The following is a 25,882-nucleotide window of genomic DNA, read 5'->3' on the forward strand; positions in this document are numbered from 1 at the left end:
AAGGGCGTTACCGCGTGACGGCCGCTCCGGCATAAGGAAAGAGCAAAACGTTATTTCCATGTGCCCCACCCGCCGCTCTATATTGTCTGGCTTACAAGACAACAACTACCTGCCGGCAAGCCGGCGGCGGACCATGACCGGAGCACAACCTTGACCCGCGGCATCACCCTTGGCGACACCCTCTCCTGGCCCGCGCGCTATCTGCCGCGCAAGACCGCGCTGGTCAGCGGCATCGGTGCCAGTCGACGCGCGTGGACGTATGCGGAGCTCGATGCCGAGGTCAACCGCCACGCGCACGCGCTGCAGTCGCTGGGGATCGGCAAGGGCGACGTGGTCGCGGCCTTCCTCTACAACACCCCGGCCTTCGTCTTCACGCTGCTGGCCACGGCGCGCATTGGCGCGGTCTACAACCCGGTCAACTACCGCCTGGCTGTGCAGGAACTGGCCTACATCCTGAACGATGGCGGCGCCAAGGCAGTGCTGTTCGAGCAGGAAGGCGCGGGCGTGGTGGAGAAGGCCGCCGAACTGGCGCCAGGCACCGCGCTGCGTATCTATGCCGACCCCGATGCCGCGCCCGCCTTCGCCACGCACCGGCTCGACACGCTGGCCGCGGGCCAGCCGGCCACGCCGCCCGCGGTGACGGTCCATGAAGACGACCCCTGCATCCTGATGTACACCAGCGGCACCACCGGCCGCCCCAAGGGCGTGGTGCACACCCATCGCAGCAAGCTGCAGCATAACGCGATGATGCACCAGGCCATGACGCTGTCGCGCGAGGACGTGGGCCTGTCGGTCGCGCCGCTGAACCATACTGCCGAGCTGCATACCAGCTTCCTGCCCCGCCTGCAGGTCGGCGCGACGCAGGTGCTGCAGCGCCGCTTCGACGCGGGCGAGGCCTGGCAACTGGTGGAAAGCGAACGCGTCACGCATTTCTTTGCCGCCCCGACCATGGTGGGCATGCTGCTGAACCATCCGGATGCCGACGCGCGCGACGTGTCTTCGCTGCGGCTGGTCGAATACGGCGGCGCATCGATGGCGCCGCACCTGATCCGCGAGTGGGACCGCAAGGTCGGCGCCGGGCTGGTGCAGGTGTACGGCACCACGGAGATGGGCCCGTGCATGTCGGTGCTTTACCCACATGAGCAGCTGAGCCACGCTGGCTCGGCAGGCCTGCCCGCGCTCGGCCATGAACTGGTGGTGGCCAGGCTGCGCGACGACGGCGAGCCGACCGACCCCTTGCAGCCGTGCGCGCCGGGCGAAGTCGGCGAAGTGCTGGTGCGTGGCCCCTGCATGATGCAGGGCTACCTGAACCGCCCGGATGCCAATGCGCGCGCGCTCGCGCACGGCTGGTACCACACCGGCGACCTCGGCAGCCTGGATGCGGACGGCTACCTGTGGATCCGCGACCGCATCGACTACATGATCAATTCCGGCGCGGAGAACGTCTATCCGCGCGAGGTGGAAGACGCACTGATCGAACACCCAGCCGTGCTGGAGGTAGCCGTGCTGGGCGAACCCGATCCGACCTGGGGCCAGGTGGTCGGCGCCTATGTGGTGACACGCAGCGACGCACCGGTCAGCGCGGCGCAGCTCGACGCCTTCCTGCTGCAGGGTGACCGGCTGGCAGCCTACAAGCGCCCGCGCCGCTATCACTTCCTGGACGCATTGCCCAAGACCACCAGCGGCAAGATCCAGAAGCACATGCTGCGCGCCGGCGCCACGGCCTGAGCCTCAGACTAGGCGCGCGTCATACTGCCAGCGGCGCAGCTTGACGTAGGCCAGCCGCGCCGCGTCGGGGTGTGCCGGGTTGACCAGCACGTTGTGTTCTTCAGGGATGACGATAGAGGGCACCAGCAGCAAGGCGCTGGTTCCCTCGGCGGTCCAGGCTTCGCCGGTGTCGAGGCTGGTCTTGCCGGCGGGAATGGCATCCCATCCAACGGGGGCAGTGTCCGCGCTCAGTTGCTGCGCCGCCGCCCATAGTTCGTCAGGGATGTCGATCCGGACCAGGTAGCGGTTCAGTGGCAGCCCGCCCGCGCCCAGGTGGACCAGCGTTTCCAGGCAAGCCAGCGCGATGCTGGACGCCGCATAGATCAAGGGCGTGCCCTGCCGGTTCCAGCGCCCGCCGGTGGCCTTGGCGCCGGCGCCGCTGGCATCGTCCGCGGTGTAGTCTGGGGTGTCGGTCGCGATCCGCCAGGCTGGCCTCACGCGTACGCCCCGCTCTGCATCCTGGCCACTAGGTCGGAAACGATGCGCTGGCCGGCGAGCGTATCCATCAGCTCAGCGGGGCGGCGCCCGCCCAGCGCCGGCGACGGCTGCTCCAGCCACTGCGCCACCCACTGTGCCGCGCTGAAACCGCGCGGATCGCCCGAGCTTTCCACCAGCGCCTGGACCTGTCCGACCAGCCGCGCCATGCCCAGCACACGCTCGCTCTGCTCGCTCGACAGGTTCTGGTGCGCCCGTGCCTTGCGGTCCACAGTGGCGCGCGGCAAATCCAGTGTCTTGATCAGCTGCTCCTTGGTCGTGCCCATGGATTCGGCCAGGCGGGTCAGGTCTGAAGCCGGCACGCCTTCACGAATCGCGCGGATGACCGACATGGCACCTTGCGTCGACAGGCTGGCCTCATAGACGGCGACATAGTTGTTGACGCTCAGCTCGGGCGGTGCCGGGCGTTCATGAGCCAGCGGATAGCGGCCTTCGGGAGTGAGCGTGAGCGGCATGGCAGACCTCATCAAATGAGCATTCAGTATAGCTCAATTGACAAAAGCCGCCTGCGCACCCGCCATGCATCCGTTGGTGGTTGCCCTGCCAGGCGCACTATAAGCCCCGCGTGTACCGCCGGCTGCCCTTGCCGGCGGCCAGTGCAGCGCGGGCCGGCCGTGTGCGGCGGACTGCCGGACTGGCGGGGCCGGCGGCGGCCGTGGTTGCGGCATCCGCCTGGTCGCGATACTCGGCCAGCAGGCTTTCCCGCTGCCGCACCCGTTCTTCCAGCACGGCGAGCGTCTGGCCAAGGCGTGTCATCTCGCTGCCCTGGCGCGACGCGGCCTCGGCGGCACGCGTCAGCCGCTCAACGGCCGCCTTGCGCTCGGCTTCCAGCAGCTTCTGGGCTTCCCTGGCCGTCACGCGCGCGGCATCCAGCTCCAGCGCCATGCGGCGCTCATTGGCGGCGGCGCGCTGGGTCACGGTTTCCCGCTCTTGGTCCCACGCCGCCCGCTGCGCGGCGAAATCCTGCTGCATCGCGTTGTGTGCCAACACCGCCGCGGCCGATTCTGCGCGCATGGTCTCCGCCTGTTGCTGCAAGGCGGCGGCCGCTGTTTCAGCACGCACGGCGCGCTCCGTGGCGTCGTCTCGGGCCCGTGTCAGTTCCGCCATGGCCGTCTCGGCCCCTTCCAGTCGGGCCTGCATGACCTGGCGTTCCTGCGCCAGCGCCTCGCGCTCCTGCTCCAGTGCCGCCCGGGCCTCGGCCAGCGCCGCCTCACGCTGCACCAGCGCGGCCTCGGCCGAAGCCTTGGCCACCTGCAGCGCCGCTTCCCACAGGTAGCGCGCTGCCTCCGTGACTGGCTCCGGGCATCCTGGTGCGGGCGCAAAGCCCTGTGGATCCTGGATACGTCCACCCAGCGCCGCAAACCAGGCATCCAGGTGCGGGCTGACCGTATTGGGCGAACCCCGCCCCAGGTGCAGGCGGATGCGTTCGATGGTGGGCCGCTGGCCGGCCTTGAGCAGGCTGTCGGCGGCCTGCCAGACGTCGTCTCGGGTAATGCCACGGCTGCGGAGGGTTTCCATGATGGGATCCGGCAAAAGTCTGTGAGGAAGACAAATAAGGTTCGATAATGGAGAGTTATCGGCTGTTATTTGTCTTTTCCGTATGATATATTACAGCATACATCCTATTTAATATGGTAAAAACCCGAGAAGCCCACGAGGCCTACTTTCCACCGATCGCATCCGATGTCGAACTACCGGCGCCGCTTCGCCCGTCCGAACTGGATCCTCTTGCCGAGCAAGCGGCCAATGCCCTGCGCCGCGAAGGCGAATCCCAAAACACGGTGGCGAGCTACCGGTCCGCATTGCGCTACTGGTCTGCCTGGTATGCCCTGCGCTACCGGCAACCTGTGCGGCTCCCGCTCGCGCCTGCCGTCGTCATCCAGTTCATCGTCGACCACGCCACGCGCCAGACGCCGCAAGGCCCTGTCTGCGAGATGCCTACGGCCATCGACCAGGCGCTGGTCGCTGACGGATACAAGGCACGACCCGGCCCGCCCGCGCTGTCCACGCTGACCCACCGGCTGGCGGTACTGGCCAAGGCCCACCGTCTGCAGGCCCTGCCCAACCCCTGTGCCGAAGCTGCGGTGCGCGAACTGATGGCCGGCATCCGGCGTGCCTATGCGCGCCGCGGGCAGCGGCAGGCGCGCAAGGCGGCGCTGACCCGCGATCCGCTGCTGCGCCTGCTCGATACCTGCGATGACTCGCTGCGCGGCCTGCGCGACCGCGCGCTGCTGCTGTTTGCGTGGGCCAGTGGCGGGCGCCGCCGCTCTGAAGTCGCGCGCGCGACCCTTGAGCACCTCACCCGGCTTGGCCCGGGTGACTTCGTCTATGCACTGGGCTGGTCCAAGACCAACCAGTCGGGCAACGAGCACGCCGATACCGCCAAGCCCGTCACCGGTGCCGCCGGCCAGGCGCTGGAGGCATGGCTTGCGGCCGCCGGCATCAGCAGCGGGCCGCTGTTTCGCCGCATCCGCCGCGGCGGGCATGTGGCAGAAGCTTTGTCCGATGCGGCAGTCAGCCGCATCGTCAAGACGCGCTGCGCACTGGCGGGACTGGAGGGCGACTACTCGGCGCATTCACTGCGCTCGGGCTTTGTCACGGAGGCTGCTGCGCAACAGGTGCCGCTGGCCGAGACCATGGCCATGACCGGCCACGCGAGCGTGTCGACGGTAGTGCGGTATTTCCGCGCCGCGGACGCGCGGCGCTCGCGTGCGGCCGACCTGCTGGCGCAAGCGCCGCAATCCGCCGAAGGCGACTGACGGCGGCTTGCAACTGGCGCCAATCATGCCGCGCAGCCGGCGCAAATACGGGTATTTCGCTAGCTGGCAGCGCTGGCTCGGGCTGCGGGGGGTGCCTATACTGGCAGCGCGCCGCACAGTGCCAGGCATGGCCGGCCGCGCCCGGAGAATCCGGCAGGCAATCGCCACTGGCACGATGTGCAGCGGCGGCCCATGGGATGCCATTGCGCACCACCTGCCTGGACCGGAACAAGCAGAAACGCGGAGAAGATGGGGATGCCCAACGAACAATTCCTCGCCACCCAGGAAACCCGGCGCTCGGGGCTGAAAGCCCTGCGGGCTGCCTTGCTGCAGGTTCACAAGGAAGTCATCGGCTATGACAGGACCCAGTATGAGCGCCTAAACGGCCCGATTCCGGCTGGCCTGTTTGTGCAACTGGTGACTGAAGACAACTACTTCCGCTGGCTCGACCCGCTGTCGCGCCTGATCATCGAGATCGACGAAGAGCTGGAGGCCAAGGAACACCACGACGAAACCTGCCGAGCAGTCGGACGCGCCGCGGAAAGGCTGTTCAGCGACGGTTCTGACCCGGCCTTCCGCAAGCGTTACCAGGAAGCCCTGCAGGACGAGTCCGGCGTCATCGTGGCGCACGGACGGCTGATGTCGGTGATCGGGCAGCTGCGCCAGTTGCCATAGCACGGCGGATTGCGCGGGCGCGTTGCGCGCCCCACGGTATAGCCTGCCCGCCTACTTCGCCGGTTTCGGTTCCGGCCCGGGTTTGCGCGGCGCATGGGTATCGACAGCCACGGGGTCGCTCGCCGGGAACGTCTCTTTCAGCGCCTCGTCCAGTTCGCGCTCGATCAGTTCATCCTTGCGCTGTTGTTCACTGGAGGCCGGCGTCTGGTGCTTCTGCGTTGCGGGCTTGGTCATGGCGATGGGGCTCCGTTGGCGTCCATGAGCGGATGGTAATCCCGTGCGGGCCGCCTTGCCATCACGGCGACGCATGGTCATCGGCCCCTGCCACCGTGGCCGCCACCGCGTCCGCCTCCATGCCAGCCGCCATTCCTGTGGCCACCACCGCCATGCCAGTGATGCCCGCCGTAACCGCCGCCATGGATATAGGTAAAGCTGCCGTAGAAGCCACCGTAGCCGGGCCAGGCACCGTAGTACGGGTAGTACGGCGCAACCGGGTAGCCATCGTAGTAGTAGGCAGACGACACCGGATAGGCCGGATAAGCGGGGTAGTAAGGGTCACCTGCATAGGGATAGGCGACGCAGCCAGCCAGCACTGCCACGCAGAGGGCCGCTCCCAATCCATATCGCATGATCTGCTCCTCACCGTGGCGCCGGTATTCGGCTGTCTGACAGCAAGTTAGACCGCGCCGCAAGCCTCACAATTCCTCGAAATGCAGCCGCGTCCTGATGACGTGCGGGCATCGACGTGCGCATATCGGGACAATTCAACGCCCTATTTAGGAAATATCCGATATTCAGATGAGAAACAACAGAATGCAGTCCTCTTGCACCCGGCCCGCGGGTGCCCCGACTGAGTCAGGTTGACCACCTTCCTGGTTCCTTACACTGCCACGTTGGTCCCCGCCATCGTGGCATTTTTTTCGCCGCGTTCCTGCTGCAGGCGCTACAGGCCCTTCTCGACCATGTCGAGCAAGCGCTGCCCGAGGATCTCTGCCTGCTCCCTGGCGCGGCTGCGCAGCGGGCCGTCGATCAGCAGGATGGCGAGGCCATGCACGGCCGACCACGCCAGGTACTCCGCGCCCGGCCGGCGCTCGGGCGGCAGCACGCCGGCTTCCACCAGCTTGTCGAGCGCCGCGCCCAGCAGCTGGAACGGATTGAGGCCGCTGTTGCCCGCCTTGGCCGGGTCGGCATCGTCTTCCACTTCATTCGGCACCGAAAACGCGGTGCGGAACAGTCCGGTCTCGGCCAGCGCAAAGCGCAGGTAGCCGGTGCCGACCGCACGCAGGCAGGCACGCGCATGCGCGGCGGCCCCGCGGCCCGGCCGCAGCCCGCCGATTTCACCCTCCATGGCAATGGCAAGCGACGACAAGGCCGAGGCCCGCACCGCCTGCAGCAGGTCCTGCCGGCTGGCAAAGTGCCGATACGCGGCATTGGGCACCACACCGGCACGGCGCGTGGCCTCGCGCAGCACGATGGCGTCGGGGCCACCCTCGCGCGCCAGGTCGATGCCGGCGTCCAGCAGCGCGCGGCGCAGGTCTCCGTGGCGGTAGGTGGCGCGCGCCGGGGGCGCGGGGACAGCCCGGGTCATGCGGACCCTCTTGAATATGGATAACGGTTCATGATGTGCATACGCTTATAGTGAACAGTGTACACAATCAAGCGAAAACAAGTCTGTCGCAACGAGGATTGCAGGAATCAGCGGACCGGAATGCGGGCTTCAGAGGATTGGCGCGAACAGCTTGGCGACGTGCATCGCCACGCGCAGCGGCGCCGGCGCGTCAAGGAACTCGTCTACGCCGATGCGCCGGGCCTGGGCGAAGTCGGCTTCGAGCATGGTGGCCACGCTCGCGGCAAAGCCCTTGTCGGCGGTCATCACCATCAGCTCGAAGTTGAGCCGGAACGAGCGGTTGTCCAGGTTGGCCGTGCCGACAGCCGCGGCTTCGTCGTCGACCAGGATGACCTTCTGGTGCAGGAAGCCCGGCTGGTAGCGATACAGCTTGATGCCGGCGGACACGGCCTGGTACGCATAGATGGTGGAGGCGGCATAGACTACCAGGTGATCGGGCCGCGCCGGAATCAGGATGCGCACATCCACGCCGCGCAGCACGGCCAGCCGCAGCACCGCAAACACCGCCTCGTCCGGCACGAAATACGGCGACGTGATCCACAGCCGGTGGCGCGCCGACTGGATGGCCTCGACAAAGAACAGCGAACAGGTCTCCTGCGCGTCGGCAGGGCCTGACGGCACCACCTGGCAGGTCATGCGCCCGCCCACCTCAGGCGGCGGCATCAGCAGGTGCGGCACCTCGCGCGCGGCCCAGAACCAGTCTTCGGCAAAGGCCATCTGCAGGTCCAGCACGGCGCTGCCGCGCAGCGCGATATGGGTGTCGCGCCACGGCGCCAGCGGCGGGCGTTCGCCCAGGTATTCGACGCCGACGTTGTGGCCACCAACAAAAGCCTCGCTGCCGTCGACGATCACCAGCTTGCGATGGTTGCGAAAATTGAGCTGGAACCGATTGACAAAGCCGCGGTGCGTGGAGAACGCCCGCGCATCGACACCGGCCTCGGTCAGCGTACGCACGTAGCGGCGCGGCAGCGCGTGGCAGCCGATGCGATCGAACAGGAAGTACACCTTGACGCCGGCCCGTGCACGCTCACACAGCAGCGCCTGCAGGCGCTGGCCCAGCGCGTCGTCATGCACGATGAAGAACTGCACGATCAGCACCTGGCTGGCCCGCGCGATCGCGGCAAAGATCGCCTCGAAGGTCTGCTCGCCATTGACCAGCAAGCGCACGTCATTGTTGGCCAGGCACGGCATGCCGGTCAGCCGGGGCAGCGCACGCATGCAGACCTGCGCCGGCGCATGGACCACGCAGGCGCTGCGCGCCTCGCGCTCGCGCGGGGTCATGCCGTGGCGCAGCTCGCGCAGGTGGTCGTCATTGAAACGCCGCGCATCGACGTAGCCGGCGAAGGTGCTGCGCCCGAAGACCAGGTAAGGCACCAGCGTGAAGTACGGCATCATCAGCAGCGACCCCGCCCACGCGATCGCGCCGGGCGCGGTGCGCACCGTCATGACGGCATGCAGGGCGGCCACCACGCCGACGACGTGAAAGCACAGGACGATGATGGCGATGACACTCGGGCTCTGCAGCATCGGTGGGCTTGAGTCCCCGGACCAGAACGGGATGCGCGCTATTTTGGCACACCCCGCCCGGATGTTGACAGCACGGCGCCCATAACTTCAACGCGGCTGCCTTCTTTTTTGGCACGCCGACAGCATCACGGTGCCAGGCCGTAGTCTGGCCACTGTTCCCTGGCTTGTCCACAGGAACTGTGGACAACTTTCCATATCGCCATCGGCCCCGTCGACACGCGCTCCGTCACGCCAACAACGCGAGCGCCATCAAAAAAACAGCAGAAATTTCAGAAATGTCTGATTGTCCCGTTGACCGCACTTTTTGTACGCTTGCTGCTTGCGAGCGGTAGTGCTGCGTGCGTGCGCGCCTGCCTTCGTTCCATCGCGGTCCGGCCGTCCCTGCCAAGCTCTCGTATTTCGCCATCGATGAATATTGCGCGGCTCATGGACAAGTCGCCCCAACTCCGGCCGGTGCCGGAACTGCTGGCACGTTCCGGTTATCGTTGCAACGTGTTTGAATCGGGCCGCGACCTGATCCACGGTGTCAGCCAGGTACCGTTCGACCTGCTGCTGATCGATGACGAGTTGCCGGACCTGCCAGCCGTCGACGTTATCCGTGCCGTGCGCTGTGCGCGCTCACGCGATGTGCCCATCATCATGCTTGCGGCCGACAGCAGTGAAGATGGCCTCGTCGATGCACTCGAAGCCGGCGCTGATGACTACGTATGCCGTCCGCTCAATGCGCGCGTGCTGATGGCACGCATCACGGCGCCGCGCCGCCGGGTGACCGGTGAGCGCCTGCGCCAGGGCCTGGTGGTGCGCGTCGGCCCCTATCAGCTCAACAGTGTGGGCCGCTTTGCCACGCTGCGCGACGAGCGCATCGAAATGACGCCGAAGGAATTCGACCTGGCCATGCTGTTGTTCTCCAATGTCGGCCGGGTCCTGTCCAACGACCGCATCCAGCAGGCAGTGTGGCGGCATGAACTGGCGCCGCTGTCACGGGCACTGGCCGGACTGATCTCGCGCCTGCGCAAGACCCTGCGCATCGGCATCGCCAACGGCATCGTCATCACCGTCGTCTACGCGCACGGCTACCGGCTCGACGTACTGGAAGGGGGCGACGCGCCCAGGCTGCCCGCAGTGGGCCGCCGGGTCACCAGACGCAGGCAGCCGGACCGCTAGACCGACAGCGTCGCGGCCAGCGACAGGAAGTCCAGCACGGCCATGCCGGTCGCCGAGCGCTTGGCCTCGCGCTTGGCCGCCGCCGCCGCGGCACCGATATGCTGGCTGCCCAGCCGCTGCAGGCCCGCCACGCCCTCGCCGCTCACACACACCACGCCAACCGCCATCGACACTGGCGCAAAGAAGACCGGCCGCCCGTGCCGGTCTTCGCCATGCATGCCACCGGCGCTGCGATCGGCGGGCGAATACATGGCGCGCGCCGCGTCGTTGAAGCGCCGGATTGCCGCTTGCAGGCGCGCGGCCCAGTCGCTGCTCTGGTACAGCACCAGGAAATCGTCGCCGCCCACATGGCCGAGAAAATCGCGTGCGGGATCACAGGCCTCGGCCAGGATGGCGGCCGCGCCCTTGAGCATCTCATCGCCCTTCCAGTAGCCATACTTGTCGTTGAAAGGCTTGAAATGGTTCAGGTCGACATAGCAGGCGCGGAACTCGCTGGCGGCTTCGATCAGTCGCTCGATATGCTGGTTCAGCGGAATATTGCCGGGCAGAAAGGTCAGCGGATTGGCGTAGCGCGCCGCCTCCATGCGCACTTCGGTGATGGCCCGGATCAGGTCGGCGCCGGTGCCCAGGCCGATATAGCAGCCCTGTTCGGTGATCACGAAACCATCGGCAAGCGAACGCGTGTTCTCGCCGGACAGGATCTGCGCCATTTCCTCCAGGCTGGCGCGATGGTCAAAGCAGGCCGGCTCGCGGTTGGCCATGGCGATGCAGGCCTTCTTGCCATACAGCTCGCGATGGAACGGCGCCGCGTAGCGGTCGACAAAGGCCTGGCGGCTGATGATCGCCAGCGGCCGGCCTTCGTCATTGACGACGGCCACGGCCTGCAGGTCGGGCTGGTCCTGGAAGACGCGCAGCACCGCATCGTTGCTGGTGGCAGGGGACACGGTCGGCGCTGGCCGCAGCAGGCGCCCGGCGGTGATGCCCGACCAGCCTGAGCGCACCATTTGCGGAAACACGGCGATATGGCGCGACGCCAGCGCCTGGTGCACGTGCAGCGGCGCCTGCGCGGCCGGCCGCGCCACGGGCCGGCCCACGTAGTAGCCCTGGGCGCCGGTCACGCCCAGGTCGCGGATCACGGCGAGCTCGTCTTCGTCTTCGATGCCTTCGGCGATCACGCGCCCGCCAAAGGCGCTCATCATGCGCAGCAGCGCGCGCAGGATTTCCAGCCGGCGCGAACAGGAAGCAATGCCCCGCACCAGCGATTTGTCGATCTTGACGAAGTGCGGCGACAAGTGCGCCAGCAGGTCGAGGTTGGCATGCCCGGTGCCGAAATCATCCAGCGCGTATTGCATGCCGAGCTCGCGCAGCACCGCCATCGCCTGGGCAAAGCTGGCCGCATCGCCGATCGGGGTCTGTTCGGTGACTTCGATCACCAGGCGCGATGGCGCAATGCCCGCTTCCAGCAGCGCCGCCATCAACCGCCCGCGCTCGGCCAGCAGGTGCCGCAATGTCATGGGGCTGAAATTGAGGAAGAGCTTGCCGGGCAGGTCCAGGCTGCGCCAGGCGGCCAGCGCGGTGCGCGCCGCGTGGATCTCCAGCGCCATGGTCGCGGCAACGCCCTGCGCCAGCCGGAACAACGCGTCGGGTTTCGCCCAGGGCGAGCCGGCCGGGCCCCGGATCAGCGCCTCGTAGCCAAGAATTTCGGCATTGTCGGCCTGCACGATCGGCTGGAATACCGCGTGCAGCGGCGGCAGCCGTGCACGCGCCAGTGCCGCCGCGACGGGGGTGCCAGAAGATGCGACAGGTGCGCGGTCGTGCGAAGGCGTGGCGGCAGGCAGGCCTGTCATGGAGGAAATCCGGGGGTGGAGCAAGATGGGCGAGCGACATTGCATGACATGGAGATGACAGCGTGATGACAAAGATCCTCATTCCATGTCACGCCGGCGTCACGTTGATGACCGACCATCCGTGCGCCGCCTGCGACCGCCCCGGACAGAGGACAGCGCGTGCGGCAATTCGGGTCAAGCCCGGGCCGTGCATCCTTCTGGAGCCAGCGTGCCCGTTTGGAGTCTTCTCCGTGTTGCAAGTCATCAAGACACACCTGCCCGGCCGCAGCCGGGCAGCTGCCCCCGCGCGGCTGTTCGCGCGGCTTTCCGCACGACTGGGCCGCCTGCCGCTGGTGGCGCGCCTGTGCGCCGCCTTTGCCCTGGTGTACCTGTTCGGCGCCGCCGTCGGGTTGACCGGCATCGCCAACCTGGTCTCGATCAAGGCGCGCACCGACACCCTGTACCAGCACGACATGCACGGCGCCATCTCGGCCGAGCGTGCGCAGTCGGCGCTGGCTACGCTTGGCCGTGCCCAGCTGGCGCTGACCATGGCCACCAGCAGCACCGAGCGCGACGATGCCGCCGCCGACATCGCGCGCGGCCTGTCGCAGCTCGATGCTGCGCTGGCCGGCGTACGCCAGGCCGCCGCGGCACAGGCCGCGCCGCTGCTGCGCGAACGCCAGCGCGCTGGCGAGCTGGTGCAGGCCTACGTGGCGCTGCTGCGCAAGCAGCCACTGGACTCGCTGCAATTCGACAGCGCGGTCTCGGTCGACGGCCACTTCGTCACCGAACAGCTGCAATCCCTCAGCCGGCAGGTGGAAGCCGTGCGCCAGCAGCAGGAACAAAAGGCCGCGGCCACGGTGGCCAGCGTGGCGGCCAGCCAGCTGCGCGCGCAGGCATGGATGGCCGCCCTGCTCGGCGCCAGCCTACTGGCGGCCGCCGCGCTGGCGTGGATCGCGGCGCGCAGCCTGCGTGCCGAGCTTGGCGGCGAGCCGCGTGACGCCGCCGAGATCGCGCGCCGCATAGCCGCCGGCGACCTGACCGCCACCATCGCCCTGCGCCCGTCGGACCACAGCAGCATGCTGCACCACGTGGCCGGCATGCGCGACCAGCTTGCCGGCGTGCTGGCGCGTATCCAGGCCAGCGCACAGGAGATCACCGCGGCCGGCCAGCAGATCGCCGAAGACAACCAGGCCCTGTCGGCGCGCACCCAGCAGCAGGCCAGCGCGCTCGATGCCACCACCGGCAGCATGCAGGCACTGGCCGCACGCGTGGCCGACGCGCACGCCCAGGCGACCGAATCGAGCCAGATGGCCAGCCAGGCACGTGCCGCCACCGATGCCGGCGCTGCCGTGGTGCAGCAGATGCGCGGCGCGATGGATACGCTGCACGGCCACTCGCGCCATATCGCCGAGATCGTCGGCGTGATCCAGGGCATCGCCTTCCAGACCAATATCCTGGCGCTGAATGCCGCCGTGGAAGCGGCCCGCGCCGGCCCCGCCGGCCGCGGCTTTGCGGTGGTTGCGCAAGAGGTGCGCGCGCTGGCCCAGCGCAGCGCCGATGCGGCGCGCGAGATCGGTGGCATCGTCGGCACGGCTACACATGAGATCGAGCAAGGCGCGCGCCTGAGCGCCAGCGTGGTGGAGGCGATGGACCGCATCGCGGCTACCGTCGGGCACAGCCATGCGCTGGCCGAGGCGTTGCGCACGATTGCCGACGAGCAGGCCGGCAGCGTGCAGGCCGCCGGGCAATCCGTATCGCAGCTGCGTCAGACCGCCCAGCAGAATGCGGCGCTGGTCGATGACCTGGCCAGCCAGGCAGCCCGGCTGGACCAGCAGGCAGCGGCGCTGGCCGACGATGTGGCCCGCTTCCGCTTCTAGTCTGTGTCATCTTTGTACCGGCCAGATGTGTCTGGGCGAAACATTTGTCATGGCGGCGTAACCGGCATTTACGTCTTCCCCGACAAAGTTACAGATCTGTTTCAACTGAACCCGCGCCGGTTACGTGTCAGCCTGCCCCTGGCGAGTAATCTTGGTTCACACCAACTGAACTGGCACCCGCACAGGAAACCATGGCTGAACGACTCATCATGCTGGACGTACCCGGCGTCCTGTATTCCGACCGCTCCCGCACCCGCCTCGGCGGCATTCCGGATTCGGGCACGCTGCGCGACGTCCGGTTCTTTGATCCTGTCGCGCTGGGGTTCGTACGCAGGTTGTTCGGCGTGGCCGGCGCCCGCGTGGTGGTGTCCGACGCCTGGCGCCGCGGCACGCCCGCGGCAATCCTGCAGCAGCTGGACCTGCAGGTCGAAGCCATGACCCCGCCGGCCGCAGGCGGCCATGGCGCGGAAATCGAAGCCTATTTCGCCCAGGGCGCCATGCCGGTCCACTACGTGATCATCTCCTGCGCCGCCCCGGAGTCGATGCCCGAAGCCTTGCGCGAGCACCTCGTCACCGTTGACCCGGCTGCCGGGCTGACGCTGGAGAACTTCCAGCAGGCGCTAGGCATCCTGGGCGTGGCCTGCCCGTCCACGGTGATGCCCGCACCGAAACTGGATGCCGGCCTGAAGGCCAAGCTGGCCCAGCTGCAGCAGCTCGCCCGGGAAAATCCGGCCCGCTTCGACGGCGCGCGGGCACCGGCACGCAAGCGCACGCCTGTCCACGCCTGATCCCGCAGCAGCACATCCCGACGGGGCGCCAAAAGGCGCCCCGTTTGCATTGGTACGCCCTGCGATCCCGTATCATGCTCGGTTTCACCGGAACGCACAGTCAGGACGCCGCCATGCCTCACCTCGTCATCGAACTCACCGAAAACACCCGCCTGAACTGCTCGCAGGAAGAGTTGCTGGATGAAGCCAATGCCGCCCTGCTGGCTTCCGGACAGTTCCAGGAGGCGGATATCAAGTCGCGCTGCATCACGCTGTCGACTTACCGCCAGGGCGTGGACGCGGTCGAGCGGGCCTTTGTCCACGCGCGCCTGTCGATCCTGGACGGCCGCGACACCGCCGTGCGCCAGGCACTGGCGCAGGCCGTCTGCGACGTGATCGCCGAAGCGGTGCGGGCTGGCTCCGGCACCGGCCAGGACGTGCAGGTGTCGGTAGAGGTCTGCGAGATGGCGCGGGCGACCTATGCCAAGCAGGTGGTGGCCTGAGGTAGCGGACCGGAGGGTGGCGGCCAAATAAAAAACCCGCGGCCATTGCGGCCGCGGGCGGAAGCTTCAGGAAGACTCCGGAAGCTCTGTCATGGGGAGCGCCCCCGCACCCATGACCTGACCGATTCTAGGGGGGCGCCCGTGCTTCCAGTTTGACGCAGGTTAAACTTGTTCCAGTCGGATCCGCTTGCGGCCAGCCTGGCATGAATCACCCGGCGGCCGCATCAACCCGGGTCGGTCACTTCCTGCGGGGCAACGGCAGCGCGCACCGGCGCCAGCCCGTCCCTGCCCTCCGCGCCATGGGCGTCGTCGGCAAGCACGGACCGCACAATCTCGGCAAACGCCGCGTCCGCTTCCGGCATCGGCAGCAGCATCCAGACGTGGAACATCCCCTCGCCCTCGTGATACCGAAGCGGCAGGCCTTGCTCGTCGGCCATCTGGCGGAACTTCCTGCAGTCGGGCAGCAGGATGTCATGGGTGCCGATGAACAACGTGGTGGGCGGCAACCCGCGCAACACGCTGTGCATGGGACTGACCTGCGGCAAGGTCACCGGATCCGCGCCGGCATAGACACGCCCGCATTCAATGCCCCCGGGGCGTGACAGCATCGGGTCGAACGGCTCCAGGGCATCGATGCCGGGATTGTTGCCGGTGGCATCCAGGAACGGCGACATCAATACCAGGCGCCGCGGCAGCGGTTGGCCGCTGTCGCGCAGCACCTGTGCCAGCGCCAGCGCCATGCCACCGCCAGCGGAATCGCCCATGACGGTCAGGTCTGCGCCCGGATAGCGCTGCTGCAGCGCCTGCCACAGCGGCACCATGGCCGCGAACACGTCGCGGTGAGTATGTTCCGGCGCCAGCGGATAGACCGGCACCGTCACCGCGCAGCCAAGCGCGTCCACCAGCTTGCCGACGAAATCCCAGTGCTGGCTTACGATATCGAAAACATAGCCGCCGCCGTGCAGGTAAAGGATATGACGGGCCTTACCGTGCGCAGGCCCGCTCCTGGGCTGCACGGTGTAGACCTCCATCCCGGCGATCCGCTCCTCGCTGACCGCGTGCCGCGCGAGCAGGCGGCGGGACGGATAGGCGCGCCCGGCGATACGGCGCCGCCGGATTTCATCATGGAGCGCCTGGGCGCTGGCAAACCGCCGCTTGCGCCGGACCAGGCGCAAGGCAAGCCGCCACAGCTGGCATTGCAGACTTGGCATCGTGTCTCCTCCCGCGCCGGTCTGTCGCCGGCGGCTGAAAATGCAGGAACGCGCGGCACGTATTGCGCTCACGCATAAAAAAAAGGAGCCGGCAAGCGGCTCCTTTTTTGTCAGGACAATGTGGCGCAGATCAGGCTGCGGCGTCCTTCAGCTTCTTCAGCGGACGGACCTTGACCTTGACGCTGGCCGGCTTGGCCGGGAACCAACGCTCTTCACCGGTGAACGGGTCCTTGCCGAAGCGCTTCTTCTTGGCCGGCACTTGCTGCGCCGTGACCTTCAGCAGGCCGGGCAGCGTGAACTCGCCAGCGCCCTTCTTGTTCAGCGCGCCGATGATGGTGGTTTCCAGGTGGGCCAGCACCGTCTTCACGGCCTTGGCTTCCAGTTGGGTCTGAGCTACCAGGTGAGCGACCAGGCTCGACTTGTTGAAGGTGTCCTTCAGCGGGCGCGCAACGGGCGCAGCGGCCGGAGCAGCCTTCTTGGCCGGCGTGGCCTTCTTGGCGGCAGCCTTCACGGGTGCCTTGGTTGCCGCAGCCTTCTTGGCAGCGGGCTTGGTTGCAGTCTTCGCGGTCGGTTTCGCTTTGGTCGCCATATCGATATTCGTAAGTTGAACAAATGGGTGTCGGCAGGTGTTTCGCATTGCTTCTCAGCGTTGCGCAATCGTCTTCTCGACGCCCACTGAATCATAGCGGAAAGTACCGTAAGTCAAGGGGTTTTCGTGCATGCGAAACGTAAAACCCCGTGAAAACCCCGGGTTTTGTCGCGGCTTTGCCTCAGTGGAAACGCGAATACGGCCTACGTACCCCCGTTTTGGCGTTCGCGTCAGCCGCTTCAGGTGCCTGCGCGCGCAGCGATGCGCGTGCGGCGGCGCTACCGTTTGCTGCCTGGTCACCCGTGCAAAGCGCCAGCACCGAACCCGCGAAGAGAGTGCCGAGCGCAATCATCGCCAGGCTTGCATCGGCATGCCACCATGCCTGCCAGGACGCAAGCAGGCCGGCCTGCATGCCGAACAGGCTCGCCACGCACAGCAGTGAAACCGGCACGCCGGCCGCCAGTGCGAGCCAGCGCAGGCACCTTGCGCGCGGCGAAGACAAGTGGCGGTTGGGTGTCGATACGGGCGGCATGGGCGGGCTCTCTGGCAGGATGGCTGTGATGGCGGCCATTTTCCGTGCCGGCGGCTGAACGCCGCCTGAGGGTTACGTTCAGCCCGCATTCAGGCAATTTGATGCAAACTCCGGCCCATGAAGTTCAATTTCCCGGCCCTCCTGAGCCCGCGCATGCTGGTCGCTGCGGCGCTGCTGGCGCTGGCGGCGATGCCGGCCGCGCACGCCGACAAGGACGCCGACCGCGCCCGCGCGGCCGTGCAGTCGGGCGAAATCCTGCCGCTGTCGCGCATCCTGGAGACAGTATCGCGCCAGTACGCGGGCGACGTGATCGGCGTGGAGCTGGACCGCGATGACGGCATCTGGCAGTACGAGGTCAAGCTGCTGTTGCCCGGCGGTTCGGTGGCCAAGCTCGAGTACGATGCACGCACGGCCGCCCTGCTCAAAGCCAAGGGGCGTGGGCTGGAAGACGCCCGCCGCAAACCCTGACCGACAGGAGATCCCGATGCGCATCTTGCTGGTCGAAGACGAAGCCGCCCTCGCCGCCCAGGTCCGTGCCAGCCTGGCCGACGCCGGCTATGCCGTCGACGTGGCCGCGGACGGCCTGGACGCCTGCCACCTGGGCGAGCAGGAGCCCTACGACGCCGTCATCCTGGACCTGGGCCTGCCGCGGCTGGACGGCCTTTCGGTACTGCGCCGCTGGCGCGCCGCGCAGGTCAGCGTGGCGGTGCTGATCCTGACCGCGCGCGACAGCTGGACCGAGAAGGTCGAAGGCATCGACGCCGGCGCCGACGACTACCTGGTCAAGCCATTCCGCATGGAGGAGCTGCTCGCGCGCATCCGCGCGCTGATCCGGCGCGCGCACGGCATGCCGGCGCCAGAGCTGCAATGCGGCCCGGTGCGGATGAATCCGCGCGCAGGCACGGTCACCGTCGACGGCACGCCGGTGGCGCTGACCTCGCATGAATTCCGCGTGTTGGACTACCTGATGCACCATCCCGGCGCCATCATCAGCAAGACCGCGCTGACCGAGCATATCTATGCCCAGGACTTCGACCGCGACAGCAACACCATCGAGGTCTTTGTCGGGCGGCTGCGCCGCAAGCTTGGCGTGGACGTCATCGAGACCGTGCGCGGCCAGGGCAACCGGCTGCGGCCGCCGTTGCAGCTGCAGCCCTAGATGCCCGCCCGCCTGCGCCGGTCCCTTGCGCTGCGCCTGCTGGCAGTGGCGGCGATCTGGCTGGCAGCGGCGCTGGGCGTCAGCGGCTGGCTGCTGTCGACACTGTTCGAGCGCCACGTCAACAACACCTATGTGCGCCAGCTCGACCACCAGTTGGCGGGCCTGGCCGCGGCGCTGGACTGGAGCGCCGACGGCAAGCTGGTCCTTACCCGTACCCCTGCCGATCCCCGCTACGAGCTGCCCTACTCCGGCACCTACTGGCAGGCGCGCGCGCCGGGCGCGCTGCTGCGCTCGCGCTCGCTGTGGGATACGGAAATGCCGGTGACGGTGGAGCGCCGCCTTGCCGGCGCCCAGGCCGACGTGCGCCCGGGGCCCGGCAACCAGTCGTTGCTGGTGGTGTCCCGGCAACTGGTGCTGCCGTCCGCGGATACCCCGGTGGAGATCTCGGTGGCGCTGGACCGGACCGAGCTGCGCGCCGCGCGCCGCAGCTTCAACCGGACGCTGGCGTGGTCGCTGACGGCGCTGGGGCTGGGGCTGATGCTGGCGGTCGCGGCGCAGGTGAAGTTCGGCCTGGCGCCGCTAGCGCGGCTGCGGCGCGCGCTGGGCACGATGCAGGCGCGGCGCGAGGCACGCCTGGGCGGCGACTGGCCCACCGAAGTCGAACCCCTGGTGGCCGAGATCAATGCCCTGCTGGCACGCAATGCCCAGGCGCTGGAACGCTCGCGCCGGCAGGCGGCTGACCTGGCGCACGCGGTCAAGACGCCGCTGGCAGTGCTCGCCAACGAGGCCGAGGCGCTGCCGGGGGCGCCGGCGCAAGCCGTGGCGGCGCAGGTCGAAGCGATGCGCCGGCAGGTCGACCGCCACCTGGCGCGCGCCCGCGCCGCGGGCGCCGCGGCGGCGCGCGGCGAGCGCATCGATGCCGGCCCGCCGGTACGCGAGCTGACGCGTGCACTGGCGCGGCTGCACGCTGAGCGCGCGCTGGCGCTGACGGTTGAAGGCGCCGGGCACTTTGCCGGGGACCGGCAAGACCTGATCGAAATACTCGGCAACCTGCTCGACAATGCCTGCCAGTGGGCGCGCACGCGCGTGCGCGTCACGCTGCAGGAAGCGGATGGCGAGCTCGACATACTGGTCGAAGACGACGGCCCGGGCATGCAGCCGGAGGCGCAGGCACTGGCCACCGCTCGCTATGGCCGGCTCGATGAGGCCGCTGCTGGCAGCGGCCTGGGCCTGGCGATCGTGACGGAAATCGCCGCGATGTACGACGGCAGCCTGGCGCTGGCATCGAGCCCGCTGGGCGGGCTGGCGGCGCGGCTGCGGCTGCCGGCGGGGTTGCCTTGATCAGTGCGCGCGGGCGGCCATGGCCTCGCGCGTGTCGCGTGCCAGCCCCAGCGCAAAGGCGGTTTCCGCCACCAGGAACAGCGGACCGATCAGCAGGCCGACCAGGTCGTCGACGAACGCCGGCTTGCGCCCCTCGTAATAGTGGCCGATGAACTGGATCACCCATCCCGCCACGAACAAGCCAACGCCGATGGCAAGCCACCAGGCGGTGGGCATCGCTGCAATATGTGCGCCGGCATAGAGGAAGAACGCCAGGATGGCCGCCATCGCCACCCCGAACACCAGCGACAGGCGCAGGTAGAACAGGCACGACAGGATGTACAGCAGCATCGCCGGCGTCAGGTAGGCAGAGCCGTCGCCCAGCGGCAGCGCCGGGCGTGCCAGCAGCGTCGTCACTGCCAGCACGATCATCGGGATGCCGATGAAGTGCGTAAAGACGTTGCGCGGGTCGCGATGGTAGGCAGCGTAGTTGGCCAGGTGTTCGATCAGGGTTTTCACGGGGGCGTCTCCTTGTGCGCAGGCGTGCGCGTGCCGCCTGCTGCTGCGCGGCGGGCGCGATGTGGATTTATAGTAGTGGGCGCGCACCGTGCGGTCTGTCAGGTTTTTGACAGTCGGCACAGTCGCGCGTGCCCTTGTGTGTCCCTGCTAACACCCGGCACAGCCCCATATGAAAGGAGACCGGCATGGGACTGGCGAGCCCGCCGCAACGCCCCCGATCGCAACTCGCCGGCACGCTGCCCGGCACGGTGCCGCCGCGCGACGATTCCCTTGCTGCCGTACGTGCCGGCGCGTGGTTCAGCCAGTTGCCGCCGGCGCTGCGCCAGGCACTGCTCGATGACGGCAGCCTGCGCCGGCTGGTGGCCGGCGAGACGCTCTTTGCCCGCGGCGACCGCTTCGACGGCCTGTATTGTGTCGCCAGCGGCACCATGCAGATCCACGCCAGCGGCGAATCGGGCAAGGCGGCGTTGCTCGGACTGCTGGAGCCCGGCACCTGGTTCGGCGAAATCTGCCTGTTCGACGGCCTGCCGCGCACCCACGACGCGCGCGCGGTCAGCGCCACGATGCTGTGGCACGTGCCGCGCGCCAGCCTGGAGCGGCGCCTGGCGCAGCAGCCGGCATGGTGGCAGGCCTTCGGGCAATTGCTGGCCGCCAAGACGCGCCAGGCCTTCAACTATGTCGAGGAAGCGCAATTGCTGCCGCCGGCGGCGCGCATCGCCCGCCGCCTGGCCGCGATCGCCCATGGCTACGGCAACCTGCCGCAGGACCAGGCCACGCAGCGCGTGCGCATCCCGCAGGAACAGCTTGCGCAGATGCTGGGCCTGTCGCGCCAGACCGTGAACCACGCGTTGCGCGAACTGGAAGCGCGCGGGCTGCTGCGGCTGGAGTATGGCGGCATCGAACTGCTTGACCTGCCGGCGCTGGAAGCGCTCAACTGAATGCATCGCACCGGAGCCCCGCACACCATGATGACCCTGGACGCCCCCCAACTGGACGCCTGGCTGGCACGCCTCGGCATTGCCGCCCCGCCCTCGCCCACGCTGGAAGCGCTGGATATCGTACTGGCCGCGCACCTGGCCAGCATTCCGTTCGAGAACATCGATCCGCTGTTGCGCCGGCCTGTACGGATCGAACTGGATGCGGTCTTCGACAAGCTCGTCACGCGCCGGCGCGGCGGCTACTGCTTTGAGCTCAATACACTGCTGGCGGCCGGGCTGGGCGCGCTCGGCTACGCCGTGACGCCGCTGGCCGCGCGCGTGCGCTGGGGCGTTCCCGACGATGTGCCGACCATGACCTCGCACATGCTGCTGCGCGTGGAAGTGGCGCATCGTAGCTACCTGGCCGATGTCGGCTTCGGCGGCCCCACGCCATACCGGGCGATGCCGCTGTCCGAGCCGGCCGATGACAGCTTCCCTTACCGTCTGGCCCCTTCGCCGCCGGAGGCCACCGCCACCGCGTTCCACAGCTACGATCTGGAGGCGCGCGGCGACACCGGCTGGATCAAGGTCTACCGCTTTGACCTGACGCCGCAGCCTTGGATCGATTTCGTGCCGCGCAACTGGTATGTATCGACGCACCCTGACAGCGTGTTCCTGCAGCGGCTGATGGCCGCGCGCACCGACGGCGGCACCCGCGTGACGCTGGCCGACGGCGACCTGGCCGAGCGCGCACCGGACGGCACCGTGCGCCGAACGCGGCTGGCCTCGCCCGAGGCCGTGGTGCAGGCCTTGTCGGATCGCTTTGGCGTGCTGCTGGACGATGACCTGCGGCGTGGCCTGGCCGACGCCCTGCCAGCGCTGCTGGCGCCCGCAACGGCATCCTCCGGCACCTGAGGCGCCATGATTGCGCTATGCAGCATGTCTGCCATGCACGGCGCGCATTGCCCGCAGAAAGAATCCTGATATGGCCGGCGCGCGGCACCCCGGCCTGTGGACTGGTGCCAGCGGCGCCACCATAATGTCCTGGCGATGCTGCCTGCGGGCACGTCGCCAGGACAAAGCCGGCCCCTGACGCCGGCGCAGCCATACAGGAGACTCCATGTCATTGTTTGATCTGACGGGCAAGGTTGCCATCGTCACCGGCTCCTCGCGCGGGATTGGCCGCGCCATCGCCGAGCAGATGGCCGTCCAGGGCGCCAAGGTGGTCATTTCTTCGCGCAAGATCGAGGCCTGCCAGGAAGTGGTGGATGCCATCAACGCTCGCCACGGCGCCGGCACCGCGATCGCGGTCCCTGCCAATATTTCTTCGAAGGACGACCTGCAGCGCCTGGTCGACGAGACCAACCGCGCCTTCGGCAAGATCGATGTGCTGGTCTGCAATGCCGCGTCCAACCCGTACTACGGGCCCATGAGCGGCGTGTCGGACGACCAGTTCCGCAAGGTGCTGGACAACAATGTCATCTCCAACCACTGGCTGATCCAGATGGTGGCCCCGCAGATGATCGACCGCAAGGACGGCTCGATCATCATCGTGTCGTCGATCGGCGGCCTGCGCGGCTCGCCCACCATCGGCGTGTACAACATCTCCAAGGCCGCCGACTTCCAACTGGCGCGCAACCTCGCCGTCGAGTTCGGGCCGCACAACGTGCGCGTGAACTGCATCGCGCCGGGGCTGATCAAGACCGACTTTGCGCGCGCGCTGTGGGAAGATCCCGAGCGCTACAAGCAGTCCACCCAGGGCGCCCCGCTGCGCCGCATCGGCGAACCCGTCGAGATCGCCGGGGCGGCGGTCTACCTGGCGTCGGCGGCCAGCACCTTCATGACCGGCCAGGCGCTGGTCGTGGACGGCGGCGTGACCATCTGAGCGTCTGGCCCCAGCGTTGCGGGCGCCGGCCTTCACGCCGGCGTCCGCCGCTTTCCTGCATTTCCCTCAACCTGCAGTGCAGTTCCGGGAGGCAGTCATGTCGAGCAATCCGCAGTTGGCCGGCACCTGGCCGGTCATGTCGCTGGCCGAGGCCCACGCCCGGCTTACCGCGCCCGGCGCGCCGTTCGAAACCGAAACGCGCGTGATCCGCGGCTTCCCCACCACAGTCTGGAAGAACGCCCCCCCCACGCTGCGCGAGCTGTTGCTGAATACGCGCGCGTTTGCCGACCGCACCTTCGTGGTCTACGAGGACGAGCGCGTCTCCTACGATGCCTTCCGGCGCGCGGCCATCGCCCTGGCCCATGCACTGGTGCGCGACGGCGTGCGCAAGGGCGACCGCGTGGCCGTAGCCATGCGCAACTTGCCTGAATGGCCGGTGGCGTTCTACGGCGCGCTGCTGGCGGGTGCCATCGTGACACCGCTCAATGCCTGGTGGACCGGGGCCGAGCTGGAGTATGGCCTGGCCGATTCGGGCAGCCGCGTGGCGATCGTCGATGCCGAACGGCTCGACCGCATCCTGGAACGCCTGACAGGCTGCCCGGCGCTGGAACGCGTCTATGCCTCACGTGTCGGCGGCACCGCCTCCGAGCCGCGTGTGGCCCCGCTGGAGAGCGTGATCGGCACCCCGGCTGACTGGGCCGCGCTGCCAGACCAGCCGCCGCCACAGGTCGATATCGATCCGGACGACGACGCCACCATCTTCTACACCTCGGGCACCACCGGCAAGCCCAAAGGCGCGCTCGGCACCCACCGCAACTCCACCAACGTGGCGGTCGCCGGCAGCTTCAGCCCGATCCGCAACCTGTTGCGCCGGGGCGAGCCGATTCCCGCGCCGGACCCCGCCGCACCGCAAAAGGCCATGCTGCTGGCGGTGCCGTTCTTCCACGTCACCGGCTGCATGGCGGTGCTCAACGGCGCCATCGCCACCGGCGGCAAGATCGTGCTGATGCACCGCTGGGACGCGCTGCGCGGCATGGAACTGATCGAGCGCGAGCGCTGCACCGCGGCCGGCGGCGTGCCCACCATCGCATGGCAGATCCTGGAGCATCCGGAGCGCGACCGCTTCGACCTGTCCTCGCTGGAGAACGTCAACTACGGCGGCGCGCCGGCATCGCCCGAACTGGTGCGGCGCATCGGCGAGGTATTCCCGCTGGCCGCACCCGGCATCGGCTGGGGCATGACGGAAACGTCGTCCACCTTCACCAGCCACAGCGCCGAGGAATACGTGATGCGCCCGGACAGCAGCGGCCCGGCACTGCCGATCGGCGAGATGAAGGTGGTGGACGGGTACGGCCGCGCGTTACCGCCCGGCGAAACCGGCGAGCTGATGGCGCGCGGCGCCAATGTCGTGCGCGGCTACTGGAACAAGCCCGAGGCCACGGCGCAGACCTTTGCCGACGGCTGGCTGCGCACCGGCGACATTGCACGGCTGGATGAGGAAGGCTACGTCTATATCGTCGACCGGATGAAGGACATGCTGATCCGCGGCGGCGAGAACATCTACTGCATCGAGGTGGAAAGCACCCTGTACGAGCATCCGGCGGTGATGGATGCCGCGGTGGTCGGGCTCGCGCACAAGACGCTGGGCGAAGAGCCGGCCGCGGTGGTCAGCTTGAAGCCCGGCATGCAGGCGAGCGAGGCCGAGCTGCAGGATTTCGTGCGCACGCGGCTGGCGGCGTTCAAGGTGCCGGTGCGTATCCTGATTTACCAGGAGATGCTGCCGCGCAATGCCAATGGCAAGATCCTGAAGTCGAACCTGCGCAAGCTGTTCGACGCAGCCGCCTGAATCGCGGCAGGACAGCCCCGACTCGACAAAAACAACAAGGACGACCAATTGACGGAACAAGCAAAGCGTGACCGCTCCCTGTCCACCCCAGTGCGGGCAATGACCGCGGTGGCACTCGCCGCCCTGGTGGCGGGCTGCGCCGCCGGCGGCACCAACCTGTCCGCGGTGCCAGAGCTGCGCCCCGGCGTGGCGGCAGGGTACCTGGCGGCCGATGCGCGCCCGGACAGCCTGAAGCTGCTGCCCGCGCCGCCGGCGCAGGGCTCCCCCGCCCTGGCGCTGGATGAAGACGCCGCGCGCCAGGCCGGCACGCTGCGCGGCTCGTCGCGCTGGCAGCTGGCCACCGAAGATGCCGTGCTGACGTTCCCGCAGGCTGCCAGCGCGTTCTCATGCGTGCTGGGCGTGCCGGTCAGCGAGAAAGACACGCCCTACCTGAACATCCTGCTGCGGCGCAGCCTGGTCGATGCCGGCCTGTCCACCTACGGCGTCAAGGACCGCTACAAGCGCACCCGCCCCTTTGTGGCCAACAAGACGCCGATGTGCACGCCGACCGACGCCGCCAAGCTGGAAAAGGATGGCTCGTACCCGTCCGGCCACAGCGCCATCGGCTGGGCCTGGGCGTTGATCCTGGCGGAGGTCGAGCCTGAACGCGCCAATGACATCCTGGCGCGCGGGCGCGCGTTCGGCCAGAGCCGCGTGGTCTGCAACGTGCACTGGCAAAGCGATGTCAACGAGGGCCGCATGATGGCCGCGGCAACGGTGGCGCGGCTGCATGCCGATCCCACCTTCCGCGCCGACCTGGACCAGGCCCGACGCGAAGTGGCGGCGGCACGCGCCAGCGGCGCGCGCCCGTCGCGCGACTGCCAGGCGGAGAGCGCAGCGCTGGCCCCCTGATCCGCCGGTTGCCGGGGCCGGCT

The 25,882-nt window shown here is 68.2% G+C and carries 27 protein-coding genes; 15 read left to right on the plus strand and 12 right to left on the minus strand.

Going from position 1 to position 25,882, the window contains the following annotated elements; translation table 11 throughout:
- Positions 1-150 precede the first annotated feature (150 nt).
- Positions 151-1,728: a fatty acid--CoA ligase gene (locus AC3WL8_RS04980; RefSeq protein ID WP_492377974.1), complete on the plus strand. Its 1,578-nt coding sequence runs from the start codon at positions 151-153 to the stop codon at positions 1,726-1,728.
- 3 nt (positions 1,729-1,731) lie between these two features.
- Here the strand turns inward: AC3WL8_RS04980 and AC3WL8_RS04985 are convergent, their stop codons facing one another.
- The 3 genes from AC3WL8_RS04985 to AC3WL8_RS04995 form a co-directional block, all read right to left on the minus strand.
- Complete coding sequence (locus tag AC3WL8_RS04985) at positions 1,732-2,205, minus strand: RES family NAD+ phosphorylase (protein ID WP_492377975.1); 474 nt, start codon at positions 2,203-2,205, stop codon at positions 1,732-1,734.
- Positions 2,202-2,717 (minus strand): Xre family toxin-antitoxin system antitoxin, encoded by a 516-nt coding sequence (locus AC3WL8_RS04990; RefSeq protein WP_035823930.1) that lies wholly within the window; start codon positions 2,715-2,717, stop codon positions 2,202-2,204. The genes AC3WL8_RS04985 and AC3WL8_RS04990 overlap by 4 nt, the downstream gene beginning before the upstream one ends.
- Before the next feature lie 97 nt (positions 2,718-2,814).
- On the minus strand, positions 2,815-3,780 hold the full coding sequence (locus tag AC3WL8_RS04995) for a DNA-binding protein (protein WP_492377976.1): 966 nt from the start codon (positions 3,778-3,780) through the stop codon (positions 2,815-2,817).
- Between the two features lie 113 nt (positions 3,781-3,893).
- On the opposite strand from AC3WL8_RS04995, the gene AC3WL8_RS05000 reads away from it, so the two are divergent.
- Both AC3WL8_RS05000 and AC3WL8_RS05005 read left to right on the plus strand, forming a co-directional pair.
- Positions 3,894-5,021, plus strand: coding sequence for a site-specific integrase (locus AC3WL8_RS05000; RefSeq protein WP_153956215.1), 1,128 nt, complete (start codon positions 3,894-3,896; stop codon positions 5,019-5,021).
- A 249-nt stretch (positions 5,022-5,270) separates the two neighbouring features.
- Positions 5,271-5,696 carry a hypothetical protein gene (locus tag AC3WL8_RS05005; protein WP_035823937.1) on the plus strand — a complete coding sequence of 142 codons (426 nt, stop codon included), beginning with the start codon at positions 5,271-5,273 and terminating at the stop codon, positions 5,694-5,696.
- 51 nt (positions 5,697-5,747) lie between these two features.
- On the opposite strand, the gene AC3WL8_RS05010 is transcribed toward AC3WL8_RS05005, so the two are convergent.
- From AC3WL8_RS05010 to cls, 4 genes are all read right to left on the minus strand, one after another.
- Complete coding sequence (locus AC3WL8_RS05010) at positions 5,748-5,930, minus strand: hypothetical protein (protein WP_153956216.1); 183 nt, start codon at positions 5,928-5,930, stop codon at positions 5,748-5,750.
- A gap of 77 nt (positions 5,931-6,007) precedes the next feature.
- Positions 6,008-6,325 carry a hypothetical protein gene (locus AC3WL8_RS05015; RefSeq protein WP_153956217.1) on the minus strand — a complete coding sequence of 106 codons (318 nt, stop codon included), beginning with the start codon at positions 6,323-6,325 and terminating at the stop codon, positions 6,008-6,010.
- Positions 6,326-6,639: 314 nt separating this feature from the next.
- The gene (locus AC3WL8_RS05020; RefSeq protein WP_153955736.1) at positions 6,640-7,284 is read right to left on the minus strand and encodes a TetR/AcrR family transcriptional regulator; all 645 of its coding nucleotides are present in this window, start codon (positions 7,282-7,284) and stop codon (positions 6,640-6,642) included.
- A 129-nt stretch (positions 7,285-7,413) separates the two neighbouring features.
- The gene (cls, locus tag AC3WL8_RS05025; RefSeq protein WP_153955735.1) at positions 7,414-8,850 is read right to left on the minus strand and encodes a cardiolipin synthase; all 1,437 of its coding nucleotides are present in this window, start codon (positions 8,848-8,850) and stop codon (positions 7,414-7,416) included.
- Positions 8,851-9,258: 408 nt separating this feature from the next.
- On the opposite strand from cls, the gene AC3WL8_RS05030 reads away from it, so the two are divergent.
- On the plus strand, positions 9,259-10,014 hold the full coding sequence (locus AC3WL8_RS05030) for a response regulator transcription factor (RefSeq protein ID WP_153955734.1): 756 nt from the start codon (positions 9,259-9,261) through the stop codon (positions 10,012-10,014).
- Here AC3WL8_RS05030 and AC3WL8_RS05035 read toward each other — a convergent pair.
- Positions 10,011-11,861, minus strand: a complete 1,851-nt coding sequence (locus AC3WL8_RS05035) for a phosphodiesterase (RefSeq protein WP_041228626.1) — start codon at positions 11,859-11,861, stop codon at positions 10,011-10,013. The genes AC3WL8_RS05030 and AC3WL8_RS05035 overlap by 4 nt on opposite strands.
- Positions 11,862-12,091: 230 nt before the next feature.
- Between AC3WL8_RS05035 and AC3WL8_RS05040 the strand changes: the two genes are divergently transcribed.
- The 3 genes from AC3WL8_RS05040 to AC3WL8_RS05050 all read left to right on the plus strand — a co-directional run bounded on the left by AC3WL8_RS05040 (position 12,092) and on the right by AC3WL8_RS05050 (position 14,990).
- Positions 12,092-13,720 carry a methyl-accepting chemotaxis protein gene (locus tag AC3WL8_RS05040; RefSeq protein ID WP_249678745.1) on the plus strand — a complete coding sequence of 543 codons (1,629 nt, stop codon included), beginning with the start codon at positions 12,092-12,094 and terminating at the stop codon, positions 13,718-13,720.
- Positions 13,721-13,911: 191 nt separating this feature from the next.
- Positions 13,912-14,508, plus strand: a complete 597-nt coding sequence (locus AC3WL8_RS05045) for an HAD domain-containing protein (RefSeq protein ID WP_013952884.1) — start codon at positions 13,912-13,914, stop codon at positions 14,506-14,508.
- Positions 14,509-14,621: 113 nt separating this feature from the next.
- Complete coding sequence (locus tag AC3WL8_RS05050) at positions 14,622-14,990, plus strand: 5-carboxymethyl-2-hydroxymuconate Delta-isomerase (protein WP_035823957.1); 369 nt, start codon at positions 14,622-14,624, stop codon at positions 14,988-14,990.
- 224 nt (positions 14,991-15,214) lie between these two features.
- Here the strand turns inward: AC3WL8_RS05050 and AC3WL8_RS05055 are convergent, their stop codons facing one another.
- The 3 genes from AC3WL8_RS05055 to AC3WL8_RS05065 all read right to left on the minus strand — a co-directional run bounded on the left by AC3WL8_RS05055 (position 15,215) and on the right by AC3WL8_RS05065 (position 17,361).
- Positions 15,215-16,201, minus strand: a complete 987-nt coding sequence (locus AC3WL8_RS05055) for an alpha/beta hydrolase fold domain-containing protein (RefSeq protein WP_153955733.1) — start codon at positions 16,199-16,201, stop codon at positions 15,215-15,217.
- A gap of 130 nt (positions 16,202-16,331) precedes the next feature.
- Positions 16,332-16,790: an HU family DNA-binding protein gene (locus AC3WL8_RS05060; RefSeq protein WP_010809407.1), complete on the minus strand. Its 459-nt coding sequence runs from the start codon at positions 16,788-16,790 to the stop codon at positions 16,332-16,334.
- 181 nt (positions 16,791-16,971) lie between these two features.
- The gene (locus AC3WL8_RS05065; protein ID WP_013952880.1) at positions 16,972-17,361 is read right to left on the minus strand and encodes a hypothetical protein; all 390 of its coding nucleotides are present in this window, start codon (positions 17,359-17,361) and stop codon (positions 16,972-16,974) included.
- A gap of 78 nt (positions 17,362-17,439) precedes the next feature.
- On the opposite strand from AC3WL8_RS05065, the gene AC3WL8_RS05070 reads away from it, so the two are divergent.
- Genes AC3WL8_RS05070 through AC3WL8_RS05080 form a run of 3 tightly spaced genes read left to right on the plus strand, consistent with a single transcriptional unit; the run spans position 17,440 to position 19,822 of the window.
- Positions 17,440-17,790, plus strand: a complete 351-nt coding sequence (locus tag AC3WL8_RS05070; protein ID WP_153955732.1) for a PepSY domain-containing protein — start codon at positions 17,440-17,442, stop codon at positions 17,788-17,790.
- A 16-nt stretch (positions 17,791-17,806) separates the two neighbouring features.
- Positions 17,807-18,481, plus strand: coding sequence for a response regulator transcription factor (locus AC3WL8_RS05075; protein ID WP_492377977.1), 675 nt, complete (start codon positions 17,807-17,809; stop codon positions 18,479-18,481).
- Positions 18,482-19,822: a sensor histidine kinase gene (locus AC3WL8_RS05080; RefSeq protein ID WP_153955730.1), complete on the plus strand. Its 1,341-nt coding sequence runs from the start codon at positions 18,482-18,484 to the stop codon at positions 19,820-19,822.
- Here the strand turns inward: AC3WL8_RS05080 and AC3WL8_RS05085 are convergent, their stop codons facing one another.
- On the minus strand, positions 19,823-20,320 hold the full coding sequence (locus tag AC3WL8_RS05085; RefSeq protein ID WP_013952876.1) for an Mpo1 family 2-hydroxy fatty acid dioxygenase: 498 nt from the start codon (positions 20,318-20,320) through the stop codon (positions 19,823-19,825).
- A gap of 185 nt (positions 20,321-20,505) precedes the next feature.
- On the opposite strand from AC3WL8_RS05085, the gene AC3WL8_RS05090 reads away from it, so the two are divergent.
- The 5 genes from AC3WL8_RS05090 to AC3WL8_RS05110 all read left to right on the plus strand — a co-directional run bounded on the left by AC3WL8_RS05090 (position 20,506) and on the right by AC3WL8_RS05110 (position 25,859).
- A complete protein-coding gene (locus AC3WL8_RS05090) occupies positions 20,506-21,258 on the plus strand; it encodes a Crp/Fnr family transcriptional regulator (RefSeq protein WP_153955729.1) in 753 nt (250 codons plus the stop codon).
- A 27-nt stretch (positions 21,259-21,285) separates the two neighbouring features.
- Complete coding sequence (locus tag AC3WL8_RS05095) at positions 21,286-22,152, plus strand: arylamine N-acetyltransferase family protein (RefSeq protein WP_013952874.1); 867 nt, start codon at positions 21,286-21,288, stop codon at positions 22,150-22,152.
- Positions 22,153-22,357: 205 nt separating this feature from the next.
- The gene (locus AC3WL8_RS05100; protein ID WP_011617096.1) at positions 22,358-23,122 is read left to right on the plus strand and encodes an SDR family oxidoreductase; all 765 of its coding nucleotides are present in this window, start codon (positions 22,358-22,360) and stop codon (positions 23,120-23,122) included.
- Positions 23,123-23,219: 97 nt separating this feature from the next.
- Positions 23,220-24,968, plus strand: coding sequence for a class I adenylate-forming enzyme family protein (locus AC3WL8_RS05105; RefSeq protein WP_153955728.1), 1,749 nt, complete (start codon positions 23,220-23,222; stop codon positions 24,966-24,968).
- Between the two features lie 48 nt (positions 24,969-25,016).
- Complete coding sequence (locus AC3WL8_RS05110; RefSeq protein ID WP_338084270.1) at positions 25,017-25,859, plus strand: acid phosphatase; 843 nt, start codon at positions 25,017-25,019, stop codon at positions 25,857-25,859.
- The last annotated feature ends 23 nt before the right edge of the window (positions 25,860-25,882 follow it).

This window comes from Cupriavidus sp. FW305-F7 (genome assembly GCF_058782875.1).

What these genes read in the sequence shown, in the direction of transcription:
- AC3WL8_RS05045 (WP_013952884.1), top strand. Translation starts at nt 13,912, where the DNA reads ATGGCTGAACGACTCATCATGCTGGACGTACCCGGCGTCCTGTATTCC.
- AC3WL8_RS05075 (WP_492377977.1), top strand. Translation starts at nt 17,807, where the DNA reads ATGCGCATCTTGCTGGTCGAAGACGAAGCCGCCCTCGCCGCCCAGGTC.
- AC3WL8_RS05015 (WP_153956217.1), bottom strand. Translation starts at nt 6,325, where the DNA reads ATGCGATATGGATTGGGAGCGGCCCTCTGCGTGGCAGTGCTGGCTGGC.
- AC3WL8_RS05065 (WP_013952880.1), bottom strand. Translation starts at nt 17,361, where the DNA reads ATGGCCGCCATCACAGCCATCCTGCCAGAGAGCCCGCCCATGCCGCCC.
- AC3WL8_RS05020 (WP_153955736.1), bottom strand. Translation starts at nt 7,284, where the DNA reads ATGACCCGGGCTGTCCCCGCGCCCCCGGCGCGCGCCACCTACCGCCAC.
- AC3WL8_RS05100 (WP_011617096.1), top strand. Translation starts at nt 22,358, where the DNA reads ATGTCATTGTTTGATCTGACGGGCAAGGTTGCCATCGTCACCGGCTCC.
- AC3WL8_RS05000 (WP_153956215.1), top strand. Translation starts at nt 3,894, where the DNA reads ATGGTAAAAACCCGAGAAGCCCACGAGGCCTACTTTCCACCGATCGCA.
- AC3WL8_RS04995 (WP_492377976.1), bottom strand. Translation starts at nt 3,780, where the DNA reads ATGGAAACCCTCCGCAGCCGTGGCATTACCCGAGACGACGTCTGGCAG.
- AC3WL8_RS05005 (WP_035823937.1), top strand. Translation starts at nt 5,271, where the DNA reads ATGGGGATGCCCAACGAACAATTCCTCGCCACCCAGGAAACCCGGCGC.
- cls (WP_153955735.1), bottom strand. Translation starts at nt 8,850, where the DNA reads ATGCTGCAGAGCCCGAGTGTCATCGCCATCATCGTCCTGTGCTTTCAC.
- AC3WL8_RS05060 (WP_010809407.1), bottom strand. Translation starts at nt 16,790, where the DNA reads ATGGCGACCAAAGCGAAACCGACCGCGAAGACTGCAACCAAGCCCGCT.
- AC3WL8_RS05010 (WP_153956216.1), bottom strand. Translation starts at nt 5,930, where the DNA reads ATGACCAAGCCCGCAACGCAGAAGCACCAGACGCCGGCCTCCAGTGAA.
- AC3WL8_RS05095 (WP_013952874.1), top strand. Translation starts at nt 21,286, where the DNA reads ATGATGACCCTGGACGCCCCCCAACTGGACGCCTGGCTGGCACGCCTC.
- AC3WL8_RS05055 (WP_153955733.1), bottom strand. Translation starts at nt 16,201, where the DNA reads ATGCCAAGTCTGCAATGCCAGCTGTGGCGGCTTGCCTTGCGCCTGGTC.
- AC3WL8_RS05080 (WP_153955730.1), top strand. Translation starts at nt 18,482, where the DNA reads ATGCCCGCCCGCCTGCGCCGGTCCCTTGCGCTGCGCCTGCTGGCAGTG.
- AC3WL8_RS05105 (WP_153955728.1), top strand. Translation starts at nt 23,220, where the DNA reads ATGTCGAGCAATCCGCAGTTGGCCGGCACCTGGCCGGTCATGTCGCTG.
- AC3WL8_RS05035 (WP_041228626.1), bottom strand. Translation starts at nt 11,861, where the DNA reads ATGACAGGCCTGCCTGCCGCCACGCCTTCGCACGACCGCGCACCTGTC.
- AC3WL8_RS05070 (WP_153955732.1), top strand. Translation starts at nt 17,440, where the DNA reads ATGAAGTTCAATTTCCCGGCCCTCCTGAGCCCGCGCATGCTGGTCGCT.
- AC3WL8_RS05090 (WP_153955729.1), top strand. Translation starts at nt 20,506, where the DNA reads ATGGGACTGGCGAGCCCGCCGCAACGCCCCCGATCGCAACTCGCCGGC.
- AC3WL8_RS04990 (WP_035823930.1), bottom strand. Translation starts at nt 2,717, where the DNA reads ATGCCGCTCACGCTCACTCCCGAAGGCCGCTATCCGCTGGCTCATGAA.
- AC3WL8_RS05050 (WP_035823957.1), top strand. Translation starts at nt 14,622, where the DNA reads ATGCCTCACCTCGTCATCGAACTCACCGAAAACACCCGCCTGAACTGC.
- AC3WL8_RS05030 (WP_153955734.1), top strand. Translation starts at nt 9,259, where the DNA reads ATGAATATTGCGCGGCTCATGGACAAGTCGCCCCAACTCCGGCCGGTG.